This is a genomic window from Arthrobacter sp. SPG23, from assembly GCF_000876655.1.
In the GTDB taxonomy this organism is placed as follows: domain Bacteria; phylum Actinomycetota; class Actinomycetes; order Actinomycetales; family Micrococcaceae; genus Arthrobacter.
The window spans coordinates 297,191-313,212 of the sequence record NZ_JYCN01000022.1 but is presented as its reverse complement, the minus strand read 5'-3'; the positions used below and the strand labels follow the sequence as shown (position 1 = coordinate 313,212).

Genomic DNA, 16,022 nt, shown 5'->3' with positions numbered 1-16,022 from the left:
CCATGAGCACCGCATCCATTGCCCCTGTTTTTTCTGAGCTTGCCGTAGGCCAGGGCGTCGGCAGCCGCAGCATCACCGTCACCCGCCAGGACCTCGTCAAGTATGCCGGCGCGTCCGGCGACTTCAACCCGATCCACTGGAACGAAGCATTCGCCACCGGCGTGGGCCTGCCCGGCGTCATTGCCCACGGCATGTTCACCATGGGCGCCGCAGTCCAGCTGGTGACCGACTGGGCAGGCGACCCGGCCGCCGTCGTCGATTTCCAGACCCGCTTCACCAAGCCGGTCCTGGTCACGGACACCACCGGTACCGAAGAGCCCGGGGCCGTCATCGAGGTCAGCGGCTCAGTTGGCGCCCTCGACGCCGATGCCGGAACCGCCCGCGTGGACCTCACCGTGGTGTCCGCCGGCCAGAAAGTCCTGATGAAGGCCCAGGCTGTCGTCAGGCTTGCGTGACAAAGATGCTGCCGTGACCAGGAAGGTCTTCACGCCGGCCGCCGAGGTCACGCACTGGCGGAACGCCGTGGTGGTGGCCTACGGGGCCAGCGGAATCGCGTTCTCCACCTGGGTGTCCCGGCTCCCGGCCATCAGGGACGGCCTGGACCTTACTCCGGGGACCATCGGACTGCTCCTGCTCTGCCTGACGGCCGGCTCGTTTATTTCCGTCTCCGCGTCGGGGCTGATCGTCCTCCGGCTGGGTTCCAAACGGACCATCCGGATCGGCAGCGTCATGGTGGGCTTCGGGCTTCTGCTGGCCGGTTTCGGCACCTCCGTGCTCGCCAGCCCGGTGGTGGTCGCCGCGGGCATGGCGATCATCGGCCTCGGCACCGCCAGCTGGAACACCGCATCCAATGTCGAAGGCGCCGCGGTGGAACGCGCCGTCCGCCGGCACATCATGCCCCGGCTGCACGGTTCCTTCAGCCTCGGAACGGTTGCGGGCGCCGGGCTGGGGGCGTGGGCTGCCGGTGCGAACATCCCCGTGTTCTGGCACCTGTCGGCGGGCGGACTGGTGGTGGCCGGATCCGTCGCCACGGCCGCTTACTGGTTCCGGGCGGACATCACGCCGGTGCAGGGGGAGCGCCCGTTCAAAGCCGCCGGGCCGGACACTTTCGAAGACCCGTCCACCGGGCCCATCCCCGTTGTGCGCCAGACGGATGCGGTACCGGAACAGCCGCTGGACAACAAACGACAGATCGCCCAGGCTTGGCGTGACAAACGCACGCTGCTGCTGGGCGTGCTGGTCCTGGGTCTTGCCCTCGCCGAAGGTGCGGCCGGCGACTGGGTGGCTTTGGCACTCGCCGACGGCCACGGCCAGACGGACGCGGCAGGGGCAGCGGGCTACGGCCTGTTCGTCACCTTCATGACCATCGGACGCTTCGCCGGAACGCTGGTCCTGGACCGATTCGGCAGGGTGCCGGTGATGCGCTGGTGCGCCGCGCTGGCCGTCGCCGGTCTGGGGCTGTTCGTGTTCGCCCCCGTGCCCTGGCTGGCCTTCGTGGCCCTGGCTGTCTGGGGCCTGGGTGCTTCACTGGGGTTCCCGGTGGGGATGTCCGCCGCGGCCGACGACCCCGTCAAGGCCGCTGCGCGCGTCTCGGTGGTGTCCACCATCGGGTACGGTGCCTTCCTGTGCGGGCCGCCGCTGCTGGGGCTGCTTGCCGAACACGTGGGCATCCTCCACTCGCTGCTTGCCGTGATGGTGATGCTCGTGGTCAGCTTCCTGCTGTCCCCGGTGGCCCGGAAGCTCTCCTGAATCCCGGTCCCGCCGGAATGACCGATAGGCTGGACAGGTGACCCAGACTTTGCTTTCCGACCTGACCACTGCCGCCGTTGGCGGTCCCGCCGGCACCTACATCGAGGCGCGCACGGAGCCGGAGATCATCGAGGCCGTCCGCTCGGCGGACGCCGCCGGCGAGCAGCTGCTCATCATCGCGGGCGGGTCCAACCTGCTGGTTTCCGACGACGGCTACCCCGGCACCGTGCTCCGGATCGCCTCTGAAGGGTTCACCGTCAACGCCGAGGACTCCTGCGGCGGCGTCGCCGTGGTGGTCCAAGCAGGGCACAACTGGGACGCCCTGGTGGAGCACGCCGTCCGCCACGCCTGGTCCGGAATCGAAGCCTTGTCCGGCATCCCCGGCTCCACGGGCGCCACTCCCGTGCAGAACGTGGGCGCCTACGGCGCGGACGTCTCCCAGACCATCGCCGCGGTGCGCACCTGGGACCGGGAAAAGAACGCCGTCCGCACCTTCACGAATTCCGAGCTGAAGTTCGGCTACCGGGATTCGATCCTCAAACAGACCACCGTCCAGGGGTCCCCGCGCTTCGTTGTGCTCACGGTCGAGTTCCAGCTGCCGCTGGGCCGCATGAGTGCGCCCATCCGGTATGCCGAGCTGGCGAAGTCCCTGGGCGTCGAACCCGGACAAAGGGCGTACGCCAACGATGTGCGCCGTGAAGTCCTGCGGCTCCGTGCCTCCAAGGGCATGGTCCTGGCCCCGGATGACCGCGACACGTATTCCACGGGATCCTTCTTCACCAATCCGATCGTCTCCTCGGAAACGGCAGGGCGTCTCCCCGGGGACGCTCCCCGGTACCCGGCCGGGGAGGACGGCCTGGTCAAGCTGTCCGCCGCCTGGCTGATCGACCATGCCGGCTTCGGGAAGGGATACGGGCTGGCGGGCGCGAGTGTCTCCGGCGGACGGGCGTCCCTGTCCACCAAGCACACCCTTGCCATCACCAACCGGGGTTCCGCGAGCGCGGCAGACATGGTGGCCGTGGCGCGTGAGGTCCAGCGCGGCGTCATCGAGCGCTTTGGCATTGAACTGCACCCGGAGCCGCTGCTGATCGGCATGGAGCTCTAGCCGCTCCGAACACTACCGCCGCCGGGCTAGGTCCGCCGGCGCCGGGCTAGGTCCGCCGGCGCTGCGGGGCCACCTTGCTGAACAGCATGAACGTGAACCCGGATGCCGCCGCGCCCAGCAGGAAGACCTGGCAAAACGCAACGGACTGCGCGCTGGGGCCGTTGCGGAGGACCAGCCCGGCACAGGCGAAGACGACTGCGCCCGTCAGCAACGCGAAAGCGGCTAGCAGGAAGCTCCTGATGGTGGGCGGCAACTCGCCGCCGGGATCCGGGGCAGCGCCGTCGGCGTCATGGTCAACAGCACGCCAGCCGCGGTGCCGGGGCTGCAGCAGGGAGGCTGCGATGAAGCTGATGACAGCCACCCCCATGCTGACCGTCGAAAAGCCCTGCAGGGCCTCCATGGTGGGGGGAGAGGCTCGTTCCTCCTGCCACGGCAATGGAGAGCCCTGCGGCCATTCCGGCAGCACTGGTAGCCCAGCCCAGCAGGGCAAGGGCCCGGCACAGGGGCCGCAGGTGCGGCCAGAGCTCTCCGATAGTCATCCATCAAGCGTAGGGACCCCGGCTGTAAACCGGCTGGGAGCCTGCCGTGCACTGCCCGTGCAAAACTGCCCGGGACTGCCGCCCCGGATGGGGGTCCGACCTACGATAGGGGCATGGGAGCTGGCGCACGGACCCGGGTCACCCGGCAGGTCATCGGACGGCTGCGCCTCGCCGCGCAGGGACTGCTGGCGCCGGCGTTCGATTCAGCTCCCGACGCCGTGCGCTGGATGACGGCCATGCAGGCCCAGGACATGCAGGCGGCACTGTGGGCGGTGGGGCTGAGGGTCCGCAATGCCGGCGTTGACACCGTGAGGTCCGCGCTGGATGACGGACTGGTTGTCCGCTCGTGGCCCATGCGCGGGACCCTTCACCTGCTGGCTCCGGAGGACCTGCGCTGGATCCTGGACATCACGGCCGATCGCCAGCTCCGCGGAATGGGCGGCCGCCACCGGGAGCTGGAGATCGCTGCCCGGGACGTGGACTCTGCCCGCGATGCGGCCCTGGAACTTGTCTCCGGCGGCGGCTCGGCCACGCGGCAACAGCTCTTTGCGGCCTTTGAAGCCGCGGGCCAGTCCACGGCGGGCCAGCGCGGCATCCACCTGCTGGGAGTTTTGTGCCAGCGGGCCTGGCTGGTGCAGGGGCCGCTTGTGGGGAACCAGCAGCTCATCAAGGCGTTCGACGAGTGGATTCCGAAGTCCCGCGAGCTGGACCGCGCCGAGGGCATCGCCGAGCTGGTGCTCCGGTACATGCTCAGCCACGGCCCGGCCACGGAACGTGACTTCGCCTGGTGGTCCAGTACGCCCGTGACGGAGGTCCGCAGCGCACTGGCCGCGGTGAGGGATCAGCTCGCTGAGGTGGAGTTCGGGGGAACCAACTACTGGATGTCGCCGTCCACCGCGGCACTGCTCGACGACGGCGTCCCCGGCCAGCGCTCCCTGCTGATCCTGCCGGGCTTCGATGAATTCCTGCTGGGATACACGGACCGGTCACTCGTGCTTCCGCCGGCACATGCCCAAAAAATAGTCCCGGGCGGCAACGGAATGTTCAAGAAGACGATCGTGGCCGGCGGACAGGTGGTCGGCACCTGGGCGCGGGAAGGCTCCGGCCGGACGGCCGCCGTCGTACCTGTTCCGTTCGACACGGTTAACGGACTGCGGCCTGCAGCCCAAAAGTCATTTGAGCTGCAGGCCGCGAGGTACCTGAGGTTCCTCGGCTAGAGCGTGCCGGTGGCGATGTTGAGCATGCGTCGCAGCGGCTCGGCTGCGCCCCAGAGGAGCTGGTCGCCCACGGTGAAGGCGCTGATGTATTCCGGGCCCATTTCCATCTTGCGGATGCGGCCCACCGGGATGTCCAGCGTGCCGGATGCCGCCACCGGAGTGAGGCTCGCCATGGAGTCCTCCTTGGTGTTCGGAATCACCTTGGCCCACTCATTATCCTCGGCCAGGAGCTTCTCGATCTCGGCCACGGAAAGGTCTTCGCGGAGCTTCAGCGTCAGGGCCTGCGAGTGCGAACGCATGGCGCCGATCCGGATGCACAGGCCGTCCATGACGATGTGGTTCTCGCCGGCGGTGCCGAGGATCTTGTTGGTCTCCACTCCCGCCTTCCACTCTTCCTTGGACTGGCCGTTGCCCAGGTCTGCGTCGATCCAGGGGATCAGCGAGCCGGCCAGCGGGACGCCGAACTGTGTCGCGTCGATGTCGGTGCGCTGGTGCGCCAGGACCTTGCGGTCGATCTCCAGGATGGCCGACGCCGGGTCGTCCAGTTCCGAGCTGACCTCGGCGTTGAGCGTGCCGAACTGGCTGAGCAGCTCGCGCATGTGGCGGGCGCCGCCGCCGGAGGCGGCCTGGTAGGTCATGGACGTGCCCCACTCGACGAGGCCGTTCTTGAACAAGCCGCCGAGGCCCATCAGCATGCAGGAGACGGTGCAGTTGCCGCCGATGAAGTCCTTGGTGCCGTTGGCGAGGCCCTTGTCGATGACGTCGCGGTTGATCGGGTCCAGCACAATGATCGAGTCGTCGTTCATGCGCAGGGTGGAGGCGGCGTCGATCCAGAGGCCGTCCCAGCCGCGGCTGCGCAGCTCGCCATGGACCTGCTTGGTGTAGTCGCCGCCCTGGGCGGTAACAATAATCGGCAGCTTGGCCAGCGTGTCGACGTCGAACGCGTCTTCGAGCTTGCCGGCGCCTTCTGCAAACGAAGGCGCGGCACCTCCGGCGTTGGAGGTGGAGAAGAACACCGGGTTGATGTTGGCGAAGTCGCCTTCGTCCTGCATGCGCTGCATCAGGACGGAGCCGACCATGCCGCGCCATCCGACCAGGCCGACGGAGGGGGTAGCTGCTGTAGTCATTCGTACAGTTTAGACTTCGGAACCGGCACGGCGCAGTCGGTTACGTCACCTGCAAAACGTACGACGCCGGGAGGCGCCTTCCGTAGGACGCGTCATCGTGCGGCGCAAGGACAGAGCGCCGCCGGAGCCGCTACTCGGAGTCGTGCTGTTCGATCACCGCAGCCTTGCGGAGGCGCAGCGCGTAGACGGCGCCGAAGGCAAACGCCTGGGTGACCACCACCAGCACGATCGCGCCGGCGATCTTGTTGCCGCCCAGGATCATGGTCAGTCCCACGATCGCGGAGAGGAGTGCCAGCAGCGGGAGGAGCATGTAGCCCAGGACAAAGAGTGTTTCCGGTTTCTTCAGCAAGGTCCTAGGCCTCCGTCCGGCGCCACATGGTGAACCGGTAGCGTGTTCCCGTGGCGGATGTCAGCCACCCGGTGGCCGGCTCGCTGGCAGTCAGCTTCCACTCGTAGCCGAGCTCGGGCGCGTAGGTGTCGCCGTCGGTCTCGGAATCGATGAACGTCACTACTGCGGCGTCGGCGATGTCCAGGGTCTGGGCGAAGATTTCCCCGCCACCCAGCACCCACACGGTTTCGTGGCCGGCCGCGAACTGTGATTCCAGCAGCGCGTCGTCGAGCGATTTCACCGCGATGGCGCCCTTGGCCTCGGCAGTGTCGCCCCAGCCTTCCTGGCGCGTCACCACGATATTCGTGCGGCCAGGCAGCGGACGGTACTTGTCCGGGAAGGAGAGCCAGGTTTTGCGGCCCATGATCACCGGATGCCCGGTGGTAAGCCGGGTGAAGTGCTTCATGTCCTCGGGCAGGTGCCACGGCATGTCGCCGTCCTTGCCGATCACGCCTGCCGTGGTCTGGGCCCAGACGAGGCCCACCCCGGTGGTGGCGTCGGCGATTTTTTCGGTGAAGGCCAGGGGATCCATGGCGTTGTCGGTGCTCATACTGCGATCGGCGCCTTAATCGTGGGGTGGTGCTGGTATCCGACCACTTCGAAGTCGTCCAGCGTGTAGTCAAAAATGGAGTCGGGCTTGCGGAGGATCTTCAGCTGCGGGTATTCGTACGGCTCGCGCTTCAGCTGCTTGAGCACCTGGTCCATGTGGTTGTCATAAATGTGCACGTCGCCGCCGGTCCAGACGAACTCACCGGGCTCCAGGCCCACCTGCTGGGCCAGCATGCAGGTCAGCAGCGCATAGGAAGCGATGTTGAACGGGACGCCCAGGAAGGTGTCCGCGGAGCGCTGGTACAGCTGGCAGGACAGTTTGCCGTCCGCAACGTAGAACTGGAAGAACGCGTGGCACGGCGGCAGGGCCATGTCCTGAAGCTCAGCCACGTTCCAGGCGGAGACGATGTGCCGGCGCGAGTCCGGGTTGGACTTGAGGTTCTCCACCAGCTCGGCGATCTGGTCGATGTGGCCGCCGTCGGGCGTCGGCCAGCTGCGCCACTGCACGCCGTACACGGGGCCCAGTTCGCCGTCGGCATCGGCCCATTCGTTCCAGATGGTGACGCCCTGGTCCTGCATCCATTTCACATTGGTTTCGCCGCGCAGGAACCATAGAAGTTCAACTGCCACCGACTTGAAATGAACGCGCTTGGTGGTGATCAGCGGAAAGCTTTGGCTGAGGTCAAAGCGCATCTGCCGCCCGAACACGCTGAGCGTGCCGGTGCCGGTGCGGTCAGATTTGTGCGTGCCGTTGGCAAGGACGTCACGCAGGAGGTCTTCATAGGGCGTTGGAATGCTCACGGTCCCAGTCTACTGAGGATGGCCAAGCCGGAGGCGCAGTATGTCCTGGAGCGTGCCGTCGTCCAGGCCCGCGGCGCGGCCTGCAGCGATGTATCGGTCGACGGCGGCAGTCAGGTCCGCGGGCACGGAGCCGCCCGCCGGGCGGACGGAGTCGGGCATGCCGACGACGACGGTCCCGTTGCGGCGCCGCGTTTCGATCAGCCCGGCCTGCTCGAGTTCCTTGTAGGCGCGTGCCACCGTCCCCGCTGCGATGCCCAGGTCCGCCGCGAGGCTGCGGACAGTGGGCAGGCGGGTTCCGGCAGCCAGCGAGCCAACGGCGATCAACGAGGAGATCTGGGTGCGGATCTGCTCATACGGCGGCACGGCCGACCGCAGGTCAACTGCGATCCCCGCCGTCATGTGACACGGTCCCTGCGGGGCAGGGGAGCGGGCCGGGAACGGGAGCCTGCGAAGGTCCGCACCGGCACCAGGGCCGTGACTATCGCCGCGCAGGCCAGGATCGAGCCGGCAAGGGACGCAGGCCACCACGGGATGGACGGCAGGAACGCCACCCCGAAGACTGCGGCCCATGCCTGGCTGTTCATCAGCAGCACCATCCCTGCCTGCGCCATGAACATGGCCGCAAGCGTCCGCGCCAGCCGGTGCAGGGTGATGGCCCGCAGCGCAGCATCGAGCCCGGCTGGAGCGCCCGGAATGCCGTGGCGCAGGCGCGCTGCCAGGAAAGCCGGAAGCGCCAGGACCGCCCCGGCGGAGCTGAAGACGGCGGGAGGGATCCACCCGCCGTCCCTGCCAATCAGTGAGTTCCCGGCGGCCGAGACCACGAGAATTGCGACGAAGACCAGCAGCGCCAGGATCAGCGTGGTGAGGAGGGCCGCACCCACCGGCTGCCGGGGCCATGTTCGCGGTTCATCGGGGCCCGCGTAGTTGCGTTGCAGCAGCAGCTCGCCGGCCGCGAGGACCAGGAGCACCAGCCCCGCCACGAGCGTTACGAAAAGCGCCGGCCCCGAGGGGCCCGCCGCAATGATTGCCGGGACCAGGAACACTCCTGCGAGCACCGGAAGGGCTGCGGCGACGCCGAGGCCGGCACCGATGGAAACCACGAGCCTGGTTGCCGGGTGCGGGCCGGCACCGAAGGGGCCGTGCTTCGAATCCCGTAGGGCGGCGGCTGTTGCGGGTCCCGTCAGTTTCGGCGGCGCCCAGGCCAGCATGGCCAGCAGAACCGCCATGCCCGCAAAGCCGGCAAAATTAGTCCACGACGTGCTGCCCGCCCCCGGGTCCGGACGGGCCACATAGTTACCGGCGATGACGGCGAGGCCGGACGCCACCGTGGCGACTGTCCGCAGGAGCCTGTTCATGGCGATGGTCCGCAGCAGCGAATTGTCCTGGTCCGATAGCTGCTCGAGCTGCCGGCGGCGGCCGATCAGCATCAGCACCAGCCAGGTGCCCGCAGCCAGGATGACCAGCGCGCCTCCCAGCCAGCCGGCCAGCTCAATCCCGGGGATGCGCCCGTCTCCGCCGAAGGTCCGGTACCCTTCCGGGTCCTCCCGGACCGACCCGTAAGCCATGGCGTCGAAGCCCGGGAGCGTCGCGGTCCAGACGATGAATGCGGCTGTGCCCGTGAAGATGGCCAGCGTTGTCCAGGCCAGCGGCCGTGGCAGGAAATCGCGGATTTTCCGGACATGGAGGCTGGCCTTGCGGCGGGGTCGCCGGGGCCGCGGATAGCTGAGCTGGCCCAGTGCGTGGACCCCGAGAGTTCCGAGGATCGGCCAGGCCAGTGCCGGAATGATGGTCTCCGGAGTGACCAGGAAAGGACCGATGACGGGGCTGGTGGTTCTGCCGGCCGGGATGATGCCGATATTTGTGGCCCCCTGGAGGGAGCTTGCCATCCAGCCGATGACCCCCACCCAGAGCGCGTGCTGCGAAACAGTCTCGGGCGAGGCGCCCATCCTGGGTTCCCATACCACCCACCTCAGGACGAGGTAGAGAACGACGGCGGCGGCCAGCGGTCCCAGCAGCAGCATCGGCGGCAGTTCGAATTGGACCGGCATAATCCCCCCCAGATTTTGCATCAATGTACTGAGTATTTGATACAGAGGGGATCAGGTCAAGCCTGCCCGTTGCGTTCTGGGCTGCGTGGCCGGGGCGGGCCTGTGCTTCTAGTCGTCGAAGGGCCTGAACTGCTCCACGGCGACAATCTTGTGGTTGCTGCTGCGGGCCACATGGCACACGATGATCTCTCCTGGCGCCAGGTAGGGGTCGGAGGAGGGCAGCAGGGCGCGCAGCCGGCCGTTCATGTGCTCACCCAGCTGGGAGATCACCGTGGGCAGTGCGGGCCGGTGGGTGCACAGGGCAATGGCGCGCTGTTTGTCGAAGAGCGATTCCACCACAGCCGCGGTTTTCTTCGGGCTCCGGGCATGGCGGTGTTCCGTCAGGGCGTCGTGCAGCTTCACTTTGGCGTCCGCGGACTTGGCGTACGGCGCGATGGTGGCCACGCAGCGCTGCCACGGGCTCGAGTGCACGCGAAGCGGCTTCCAAACGTGCAGCAAGCGGCGGACAGCCTGCGCCTGCCGCAACCCCGTGGCCGCGAGCGGACGGTCCCCTTCGGCCTTGGTCCAGGACGAGCGGGGCTTGGCCTTGGCGTGGCGGACCACCAGCAGCGGCCAGGTGTCCAGTTCCTTGCGGGCGTGGGCCGCCACAAGGTGCTCAAGCGGCGCAACATCACCGGGGTTGGTCAGCAGGGCGGCGGCCTTCTCCGGGGAGCACCACATCACGCTGTCCACTTCCTTGCCGTCCGGACGCAGCATGGCCCCGTCCACATCCACGGCCCAGTAATGGACTACTTTCAGTCCGGCGGACACGTGGTAGTGGATGGGGGGAAGGGGAATGCCCAGGGTGGCCTTGAGCCCGATCTCTTCTGCGATCTCACGGACCGCGCACTCCGGAATGGTCTCTCCGGCGTCGATCTTTCCTTTGGGCCACGACCAGTCGTCGTAGCTTGGGCGGTGGATCAGCAGGACCTCTAGCTTGTCCTTGCTGACGCGCCACGGCAGGGCACCTGCAGCCGTGACGGCCACCGGTTCCCCGGGATGGTCCGTCTGGTCCGCAATAAGCGAATCGTTCGCCGAATCGTTGGTGGCGTCGCTTTTCGCATCACTTTTCAAGGCCAGGGTCCTACCGCCTTATCGTCTGGCGCTGGCGGGAACGCGACGCGAGCAGCCAGGACTGGACGTCCTCCAGCGGCTTGCCGTCGTCCCCGATGTGGTGCCGGGTCCATTCGCCCTGGCTGTCCAAATGCCAGCTGGACGTTCCCGGGTCCATGTAGCGGCGGAGCATATCCAGCACGTAGGACGTGTCGTCGCCGCTGGTCAACTGGACCAGCGCTTCCACCCGCCGGTCGAGGTTGCGGTGCATCATGTCGGCGGAGCCGATGAAGACCACCGGGTCCCCGCCGTTGGCGAAGGCAAACACGCGCGAGTGCTCCAGGAAACGTCCCAGCACAGACCGCACGGTGATGTTTTCGCTGAGCCCGGGGATGCCGGGGCGCAGCGAACAGATGCCGCGGACAATCACGTCCACGTTCACGCCGGCCTGGGAGGCGCGGTAGAGCGAGTCGATGATCGCCTCGTCCACCATGGAGTTGACCTTGATCTGCACCCTGGCCGCGATGCCTGCCTTGGCGTTACGGATTTCCTTTTCGATGCGGTCGATGAGGCCGGACCGCACCGAACGTGGCGCCACCAGGAGCCGCTTGAAAGTGGACTTCGGGGCGTAGCCGGAGAGCTGGTTGAAGAGCCTGGAAAGGTCCTCGCCCACCTGCTCGTTGGCGGTCAGCAGTCCGAGGTCCTCGTAGTAGCGGGCCGTGCGCGGGTGGTAGTTGCCGGTGCCGATGTGGCAGTAACGCCGCAGGCCGTCCACTTCCTGGCGGACCACAAGGGAGAGCTTGCAGTGGGTCTTCAACCCCACGATGCCGTAAACCACGTGGACGCCGGCCTGTTCGAGCTTCCGTGCCCAGGAGATGTTGGCCTGCTCATCGAAGCGTGCCTTGATCTCAACCAGGGCAAGCACCTGCTTGCCTGCCTCTGCCGCGTCGATCAGGGCATCGACGATGGGGGAGTCGCCCGAAGTGCGGTATAGCGTCTGCTTGATGGCCTGTACCTTCGGGTCCGCCGCGGCCTGCTCCAGGAACGCCTGGACGGACGTGGAGAACGAATCGTACGGGTGGTGCAGCAGGATGTCCCGCCGGCGCATGGCCGCGAACACGTTTGCCGCCTTCGACGTTTCCGATTCATTCAGGTACCGCGAGGTGTGCGGCACGTGCTTCGGGTAGTGCAGGTCCGCGCGGTCGATTCCGGCGATGACGGACAAGCCGCGGAGGTCCAGCGGTGCAGGAACGGAGTAGACCTCGGACTCCTCCACACCCAGTTCGCGGATCAGGAGCGCCCGGATGTTCGGGTTGATGTCGTTGGTGACTTCGAGCCGCACGGGCGGGCCGAACCGGCGGCGCAGCAGTTCCTTTTCGAGCGCCTGCAGCAGGTTCTCGGCGTCGTCCTCTTCCACCTCAACGTCCTCGTTGCGGGTGACGCGGAACGTGTGGTGCTCCAGGACCTCCATGCCGGCAAACAGCTGGTCCAGGTGGACGGCGATGACTTCTTCCAGGGCGATGAACCGTGCCACCCTGCCGGGGACCGATCCGGCGCGCGGGCCGTCGATGGAAATGAGGCGGGGCAGCTGGTCCGGAACCTTGACGCGGGCGAACAGTTCCTTGTCGCTGACGGGGTTGCGGACCACCACCGCCAGGTTGAGCGACAGGCCCGAAATGTAGGGGAACGGATGGGCCGGGTCCACTGCCAGCGGGGTCAGGATGGGGAAGACCTTTTCCGCGAACATTGCGCTGAGCTGGTCCTTTGCCTGGTCGTCAAGCTCATCCCAGTGCATGAGGTGGATGTGCTCATACGCCAGGGCCGGCCGGATCTGCTCGGCGTAGACCCGGGCATGGCGCTGCGCAAGCCGGTGGGCGGCGTCGCCGATCTGGTCCAGCACCTGCATGGGGCTCAGGCCTGCCGGCGACGGGACGGCCAGCCCGGTGGCGATCCGGCGCTTCAGCCCGGCCACGCGGACCATGAAGAACTCGTCCAGGTTGGAGGCAAAGATGGACAGGAAGCTGACCCGCTCCAGCAGGTGGAGGGTGGGGTCCTCGGCAAGCTCCAGCACCCTTGAGTTAAAAGCCAGCCAGCTCAATTCACGGTCCAGGAACCGGTCCGGGCTGATGTCTCCCTCGGGCTCAAGATTGGGCGCGAACTCGGGAATGTCGATCCGGTCCTGCGTGGCACGGGAAGCCGGGACCTCGGAGGACCCGAAGCGGGCGCGCACCGGAAGCACCTTGGCCTCAGACGTGGCGATTCCGGCTGATTCCGGTTGCATGGTCACTCCTTATTGCTGGCGCGGTTTACCTTCAACCTTACAAGCATTCGATTCGGGGGATACGCAGATTTCCGGAACCGTGGTGCATGCGTCTGCCGATTGGATTAACCGCCGTTTTTGGGTCCGTACATGACGTCAGCATCCCACCGCGTGAAGCCGAGTCTGCGGTACAGCGAAACAGCCGGCGCATTGTCCGCATCGGTGTACAGCATGACGGCGTGCAGGCCCTGGTCCTGCAGGTACCTGATGCCGGCCACAGTGAGGGCTTTGCCCAGTCCCATGCCCTGGGCCTCGGGGGTCACACCCACCACATAGACCTCACCGATCGCGGGATGGCCGCCGTGGCGCGGGTGCACCTTGGTCCAGTGGAAGCCGAGGATCCGCCCGGACGGGTCGACGGCGAGGAGGAAACCGGCGGGATCGAACCAGTCCTCTGCCATCCGGGCCTCAAGATCCTGCTGCGTCATGTTGCCTTGCTCCGGGTGGTGGCTGAAGGCCGCCTTGTTGGCTGCCAGCCAGGCCTCTTCGTCCTGCCCGGGGACGAATGCCCGCAGCGTCACATTGTCCGGGAGGACGGCTTCGGGCAGTTCGGCGGCGGACGTCGTCAGCCGCATCTTCCACAATTCCCGGACGGGGACGTAACCGTACTTGGCCGCAAGGTCCGCTGCCGCCTCGTGGTTTCCGTGGGACCACGCCTTGAGCCCGTCGAAACCCCGTGATGACTTAAGCGTGGCCACCAGCCTGTCAGCCACTCCCTGGTTGCGGTAACTCGGGTGTACCGCCACCTCAAGCACGCCCGTGCCGTCCGCTTCCTCGACCACCACGGCGAAGCCGGCGAGGTCCTGGGCGGTGGCCGGGTCCGAGTCCTCGTCGGGCGCGTAGAGGGCCAGGGCCAGGAGCGGGTGGCTTCCCGACTCGCCGGCGCGAAGGGTCACAAAGGTCTGTTCGGACAGGGGAGGGTTTCCGTCCGACTCCTCGGCGGCCGCGGCGAGGGCGGTGAAATCCCTGAGCAGTTCATCGTCCACTCCGCCTTTGATGACGAGCACGGGCCAGTTCTCGGGATGCACAGGACTCATGCTCTACAGGCTATACGGCCCGTCCGGCTGGCGGCGTGATTCGGTCCGATTTGATGCGGACGGATCCGGCACGTATAGTCGTTACCTGTTCCGGCTTCCTGAAGCAGGAACTGAGGGGGATCCACCACTGGGGTGGCCTCGATACGTTCGACCCGTATGTCCTCCACTGCAGGCCTAAGAAGCCAACGAAGAAGCCCCGGACCAATGGTCCGGGGCTTCTTCGTTATTTGAGTTCCGGGGCGGCTGGTCCGACCGGGCGGCGCGGAAGGCTAGGCCTCCGTCAGCTCCTCTTCGGGCTGCCGCACCAGGGTCAGCCGGTAGCCGACGTTGCGCACGGTGCTGATCAGGTTTTCGTGGTCGGCGCCAAGCTTGGCGCGCAGCCGCCGGACGTGGACGTCAACCGTGCGGGTGCCGCCGTAGTAGTCGTAGCCCCACACCTCGGTGAGGAGCTGCTGCCGGGTGAACACCCGGCCGGGGTGCTGCGCCAGATATTTCAGGAGTTCGAATTCCTTGAACGTCAGGTTGAGGGGCGCGCCGTTGACCCTGGCCGTGTAGCTTGCTTCGTCGATGACGACGCCGGCGGCGCGGATCTCGGTGGGAAGGTCCTCTTTCTCCGGCACGGCACGCGCGACAGAGAGCCGGATCCTGGCTTCGACTTCGGCCGGACCCGCTGAGTCCAGCAGGATGTCATCTACGGCCCATGCTGAGGAGACGGCCGCCATGCCGCCTTCGGTGAGGATCAGCATCAAAGGTGCGCTGAGCCCCGTGGCCTTGAGCAACTGGGTGAGGGACCGCGCGCCGACCAGGTCCTTGCGTGCGTCCAGCAGGACGACGTCGCAGGGGTCGGTTTCCAGCAGGGCGGTGGGCTCGGCGGGGAGGATATGGACGCGGTGGTTCAGCAATTCCAGGGCAGGCAAAATGTCCACCGATGATCCGGTGCTGTTCGTCAGTAGCAGGATGTGCGACATTGTTCCTCCAAGGGGCTGTCCGCGCATCATTGGGCGTCTGAACCGGGCTCTCACCGGCCGGTACTGGCTGCCCGCGTCGGTCGTGGCCAGCCGAAATTCCGGCCGGGCCCGCATCCTCCGAAGGAAGCGTAGCTGAGCTTTGAGTATACCCAATTGCCCCTTAACAGACACTGATCCGGCCCGTTTCAGTTCGCGTTTTGCGACATAAGCAGGTCACATAAGGCAGGATTGGACCGAGCGAAGAAGACGTCAGCAGAGAGTGAGCGCGGGTAAACAGTGAAGCCGTGGACCATCGGAACCATTGGGCTGGCCGGGCTTGCTGTCTTCATCGGCGGCGCGTACACCTCGCCTGAAGTGCTGCTTGGTGTGGCCATACTCGTTGCGCTGGCCGTGGGAGTAGGCTGGCCGCACTTCCTGGACATTCCTGCCAAGAAGACTCTCGCCGCCATCATCGGACTGCCCGGGGCGGGTTCGGCCGTGGCTGCCACCTACGTCCCGGCGCCCGGCTTCCTCGACTGGACCCCGGCGTTTATCGCGGCAGGCGTGATGGCTGTGTTCCTGATGCAGCTGCTCCGCGGCACGGGCCAGGCGCAGCGGCTGGAGTCCACGCTGGGTTCGAGCGCCGGCGTGCTGCTGTCCTGCCTGGGTGCCGGGTGGATTGCCGCTTCACGGTTCAACGGGGTCAAGGAAATGTTACTCGTGGCCGGCATCAGTGCCGCCTTTGCCCTGCTGGCCGGCCTCATTCGCTGGCCGGACCGGATCGTGGCGCCGCTGGGCATTGTGCTGGCCGGCCTCACCGCTCCGCTGGCGGGCCTGATCTTCTCCAACATCGCCGTAATACCCGCCGCTGTAGTGGGCATTGCGGTGGGTGCGGTTCTGGTCAGCCTGCGCAGACTGGTTATACTCCGCGGGGACCGGATTAACTTTCCAGCCGCCCTGGGCATGGGCCTCGCGCCCGTGGCCGCGGTGGGTTCGCTCGCTTACTTCATAGACAAACTACTCATCTACTAACGCGTTAGGATGGCATCATGTCCGTACTTGCATTTGAGATTTTCTTCCTTGTCCTGCTTGGCATCGCCAGC

At 66.8% G+C, this 16,022-nt stretch carries 16 protein-coding genes; 5 read left to right on the top strand and 11 right to left on the bottom strand.

Annotation, left to right across the window (positions count from 1 at the left end; translation table 11 throughout):
- The first annotated feature begins 2 nt into the window (after positions 1 to 2).
- From TV39_RS15660 to TV39_RS15650, 3 genes are read left to right on the top strand one after another with little or no spacing between them, the layout of a single operon-like run.
- On the top strand, positions 3 to 455 hold the full coding sequence (locus tag TV39_RS15660) for a MaoC family dehydratase (protein WP_082049767.1): 453 nt from the start codon (positions 3 to 5) through the stop codon (positions 453 to 455).
- A 13-nt stretch (positions 456 to 468) separates the two neighbouring features.
- Positions 469 to 1,749: an MFS transporter gene (locus TV39_RS15655; RefSeq protein ID WP_043483238.1), complete on the top strand. Its 1,281-nt coding sequence runs from the start codon at positions 469 to 471 to the stop codon at positions 1,747 to 1,749.
- 37 nt (positions 1,750 to 1,786) lie between these two features.
- Positions 1,787 to 2,854 carry a UDP-N-acetylmuramate dehydrogenase gene (locus TV39_RS15650; RefSeq protein ID WP_043483123.1) on the top strand — a complete coding sequence of 356 codons (1,068 nt, stop codon included), beginning with the start codon at positions 1,787 to 1,789 and terminating at the stop codon, positions 2,852 to 2,854.
- A 46-nt stretch (positions 2,855 to 2,900) separates the two neighbouring features.
- Here the strand turns inward: TV39_RS15650 and TV39_RS15645 are convergent, their stop codons facing one another.
- Positions 2,901 to 3,254 carry a hypothetical protein gene (locus TV39_RS15645; protein WP_235347414.1) on the bottom strand — a complete coding sequence of 118 codons (354 nt, stop codon included), beginning with the start codon at positions 3,252 to 3,254 and terminating at the stop codon, positions 2,901 to 2,903.
- A gap of 252 nt (positions 3,255 to 3,506) precedes the next feature.
- On the opposite strand from TV39_RS15645, the gene TV39_RS15640 reads away from it, so the two are divergent.
- The gene (locus tag TV39_RS15640) at positions 3,507 to 4,610 is read left to right on the top strand and encodes a winged helix DNA-binding domain-containing protein (RefSeq protein ID WP_043483121.1); all 1,104 of its coding nucleotides are present in this window, start codon (positions 3,507 to 3,509) and stop codon (positions 4,608 to 4,610) included.
- Here the strand turns inward: TV39_RS15640 and asd are convergent.
- The 10 genes from asd to TV39_RS15590 all read right to left on the bottom strand — a co-directional run bounded on the left by asd (position 4,607) and on the right by TV39_RS15590 (position 14,940).
- Entirely contained in the window at positions 4,607 to 5,737 is a 1,131-nt protein-coding gene (gene asd, locus TV39_RS15635; protein ID WP_043483119.1) for an aspartate-semialdehyde dehydrogenase, read from the bottom strand. The two genes, TV39_RS15640 and asd, sit on opposite strands and share 4 nt — an antisense overlap.
- A 130-nt stretch (positions 5,738 to 5,867) precedes the next feature.
- Complete coding sequence (locus TV39_RS15630) at positions 5,868 to 6,086, bottom strand: NF038396 family protein (protein ID WP_043483118.1); 219 nt, start codon at positions 6,084 to 6,086, stop codon at positions 5,868 to 5,870.
- A 4-nt stretch (positions 6,087 to 6,090) separates the two neighbouring features.
- Positions 6,091 to 6,675 carry a dihydrofolate reductase gene (locus tag TV39_RS15625; RefSeq protein ID WP_043483116.1) on the bottom strand — a complete coding sequence of 195 codons (585 nt, stop codon included), beginning with the start codon at positions 6,673 to 6,675 and terminating at the stop codon, positions 6,091 to 6,093.
- Positions 6,672 to 7,475, bottom strand: a complete 804-nt coding sequence (locus TV39_RS15620; RefSeq protein ID WP_011692849.1) for a thymidylate synthase — start codon at positions 7,473 to 7,475, stop codon at positions 6,672 to 6,674. The genes TV39_RS15625 and TV39_RS15620 overlap by 4 nt, the downstream gene beginning before the upstream one ends.
- 9 nt (positions 7,476 to 7,484) lie before the next feature.
- On the bottom strand, positions 7,485 to 7,874 hold the full coding sequence (locus tag TV39_RS15615; protein WP_043483113.1) for a GntR family transcriptional regulator: 390 nt from the start codon (positions 7,872 to 7,874) through the stop codon (positions 7,485 to 7,487).
- Positions 7,871 to 9,523, bottom strand: a complete 1,653-nt coding sequence (locus TV39_RS15610; RefSeq protein WP_235347413.1) for a hypothetical protein — start codon at positions 9,521 to 9,523, stop codon at positions 7,871 to 7,873. The genes TV39_RS15615 and TV39_RS15610 overlap by 4 nt, the downstream gene beginning before the upstream one ends.
- A gap of 108 nt (positions 9,524 to 9,631) precedes the next feature.
- The gene (locus TV39_RS15605) at positions 9,632 to 10,636 is read right to left on the bottom strand and encodes an NUDIX hydrolase (protein WP_043483110.1); all 1,005 of its coding nucleotides are present in this window, start codon (positions 10,634 to 10,636) and stop codon (positions 9,632 to 9,634) included.
- A gap of 10 nt (positions 10,637 to 10,646) precedes the next feature.
- Positions 10,647 to 12,896: an RNA degradosome polyphosphate kinase gene (locus tag TV39_RS15600; RefSeq protein ID WP_043483108.1), complete on the bottom strand. Its 2,250-nt coding sequence runs from the start codon at positions 12,894 to 12,896 to the stop codon at positions 10,647 to 10,649.
- Positions 12,897 to 13,000: 104 nt separating this feature from the next.
- A complete protein-coding gene (mshD, locus tag TV39_RS15595; RefSeq protein ID WP_043483105.1) occupies positions 13,001 to 13,972 on the bottom strand; it encodes a mycothiol synthase in 972 nt (323 codons plus the stop codon).
- A gap of 269 nt (positions 13,973 to 14,241) precedes the next feature.
- Positions 14,242 to 14,940, bottom strand: coding sequence for a winged helix-turn-helix transcriptional regulator (locus TV39_RS15590; protein ID WP_011692843.1), 699 nt, complete (start codon positions 14,938 to 14,940; stop codon positions 14,242 to 14,244).
- Positions 14,941 to 15,216: 276 nt separating this feature from the next.
- Between TV39_RS15590 and TV39_RS15585 the strand changes: the two genes are divergently transcribed.
- Entirely contained in the window at positions 15,217 to 15,951 is a 735-nt protein-coding gene (locus tag TV39_RS15585; protein ID WP_043483102.1) for a hypothetical protein, read from the top strand.
- Positions 15,952 to 16,022 lie beyond the last annotated feature (71 nt).

Coding starts and splice junctions, on each gene's coding strand:
- TV39_RS15660 (WP_082049767.1), top strand. CDS start 3: ATGAGCACCGCATCCATTGCCCCTGTTTTTTCTGAGCTTGCCGTAGGC.
- TV39_RS15645 (WP_235347414.1), bottom strand. CDS start 3,254: ATGGAGGCCCTGCAGGGCTTTTCGACGGTCAGCATGGGGGTGGCTGTC.
- TV39_RS15640 (WP_043483121.1), top strand. CDS start 3,507: ATGGGAGCTGGCGCACGGACCCGGGTCACCCGGCAGGTCATCGGACGG.
- asd (WP_043483119.1), bottom strand. CDS start 5,737: ATGACTACAGCAGCTACCCCCTCCGTCGGCCTGGTCGGATGGCGCGGC.
- TV39_RS15625 (WP_043483116.1), bottom strand. CDS start 6,675: ATGAGCACCGACAACGCCATGGATCCCCTGGCCTTCACCGAAAAAATC.
- TV39_RS15615 (WP_043483113.1), bottom strand. CDS start 7,874: ATGACGGCGGGGATCGCAGTTGACCTGCGGTCGGCCGTGCCGCCGTAT.
- TV39_RS15610 (WP_235347413.1), bottom strand. CDS start 9,523: ATGCCGGTCCAATTCGAACTGCCGCCGATGCTGCTGCTGGGACCGCTG.
- TV39_RS15600 (WP_043483108.1), bottom strand. CDS start 12,896: ATGCAACCGGAATCAGCCGGAATCGCCACGTCTGAGGCCAAGGTGCTT.
- mshD (WP_043483105.1), bottom strand. CDS start 13,972: ATGAGTCCTGTGCATCCCGAGAACTGGCCCGTGCTCGTCATCAAAGGC.
- TV39_RS15590 (WP_011692843.1), bottom strand. CDS start 14,940: ATGTCGCACATCCTGCTACTGACGAACAGCACCGGATCATCGGTGGAC.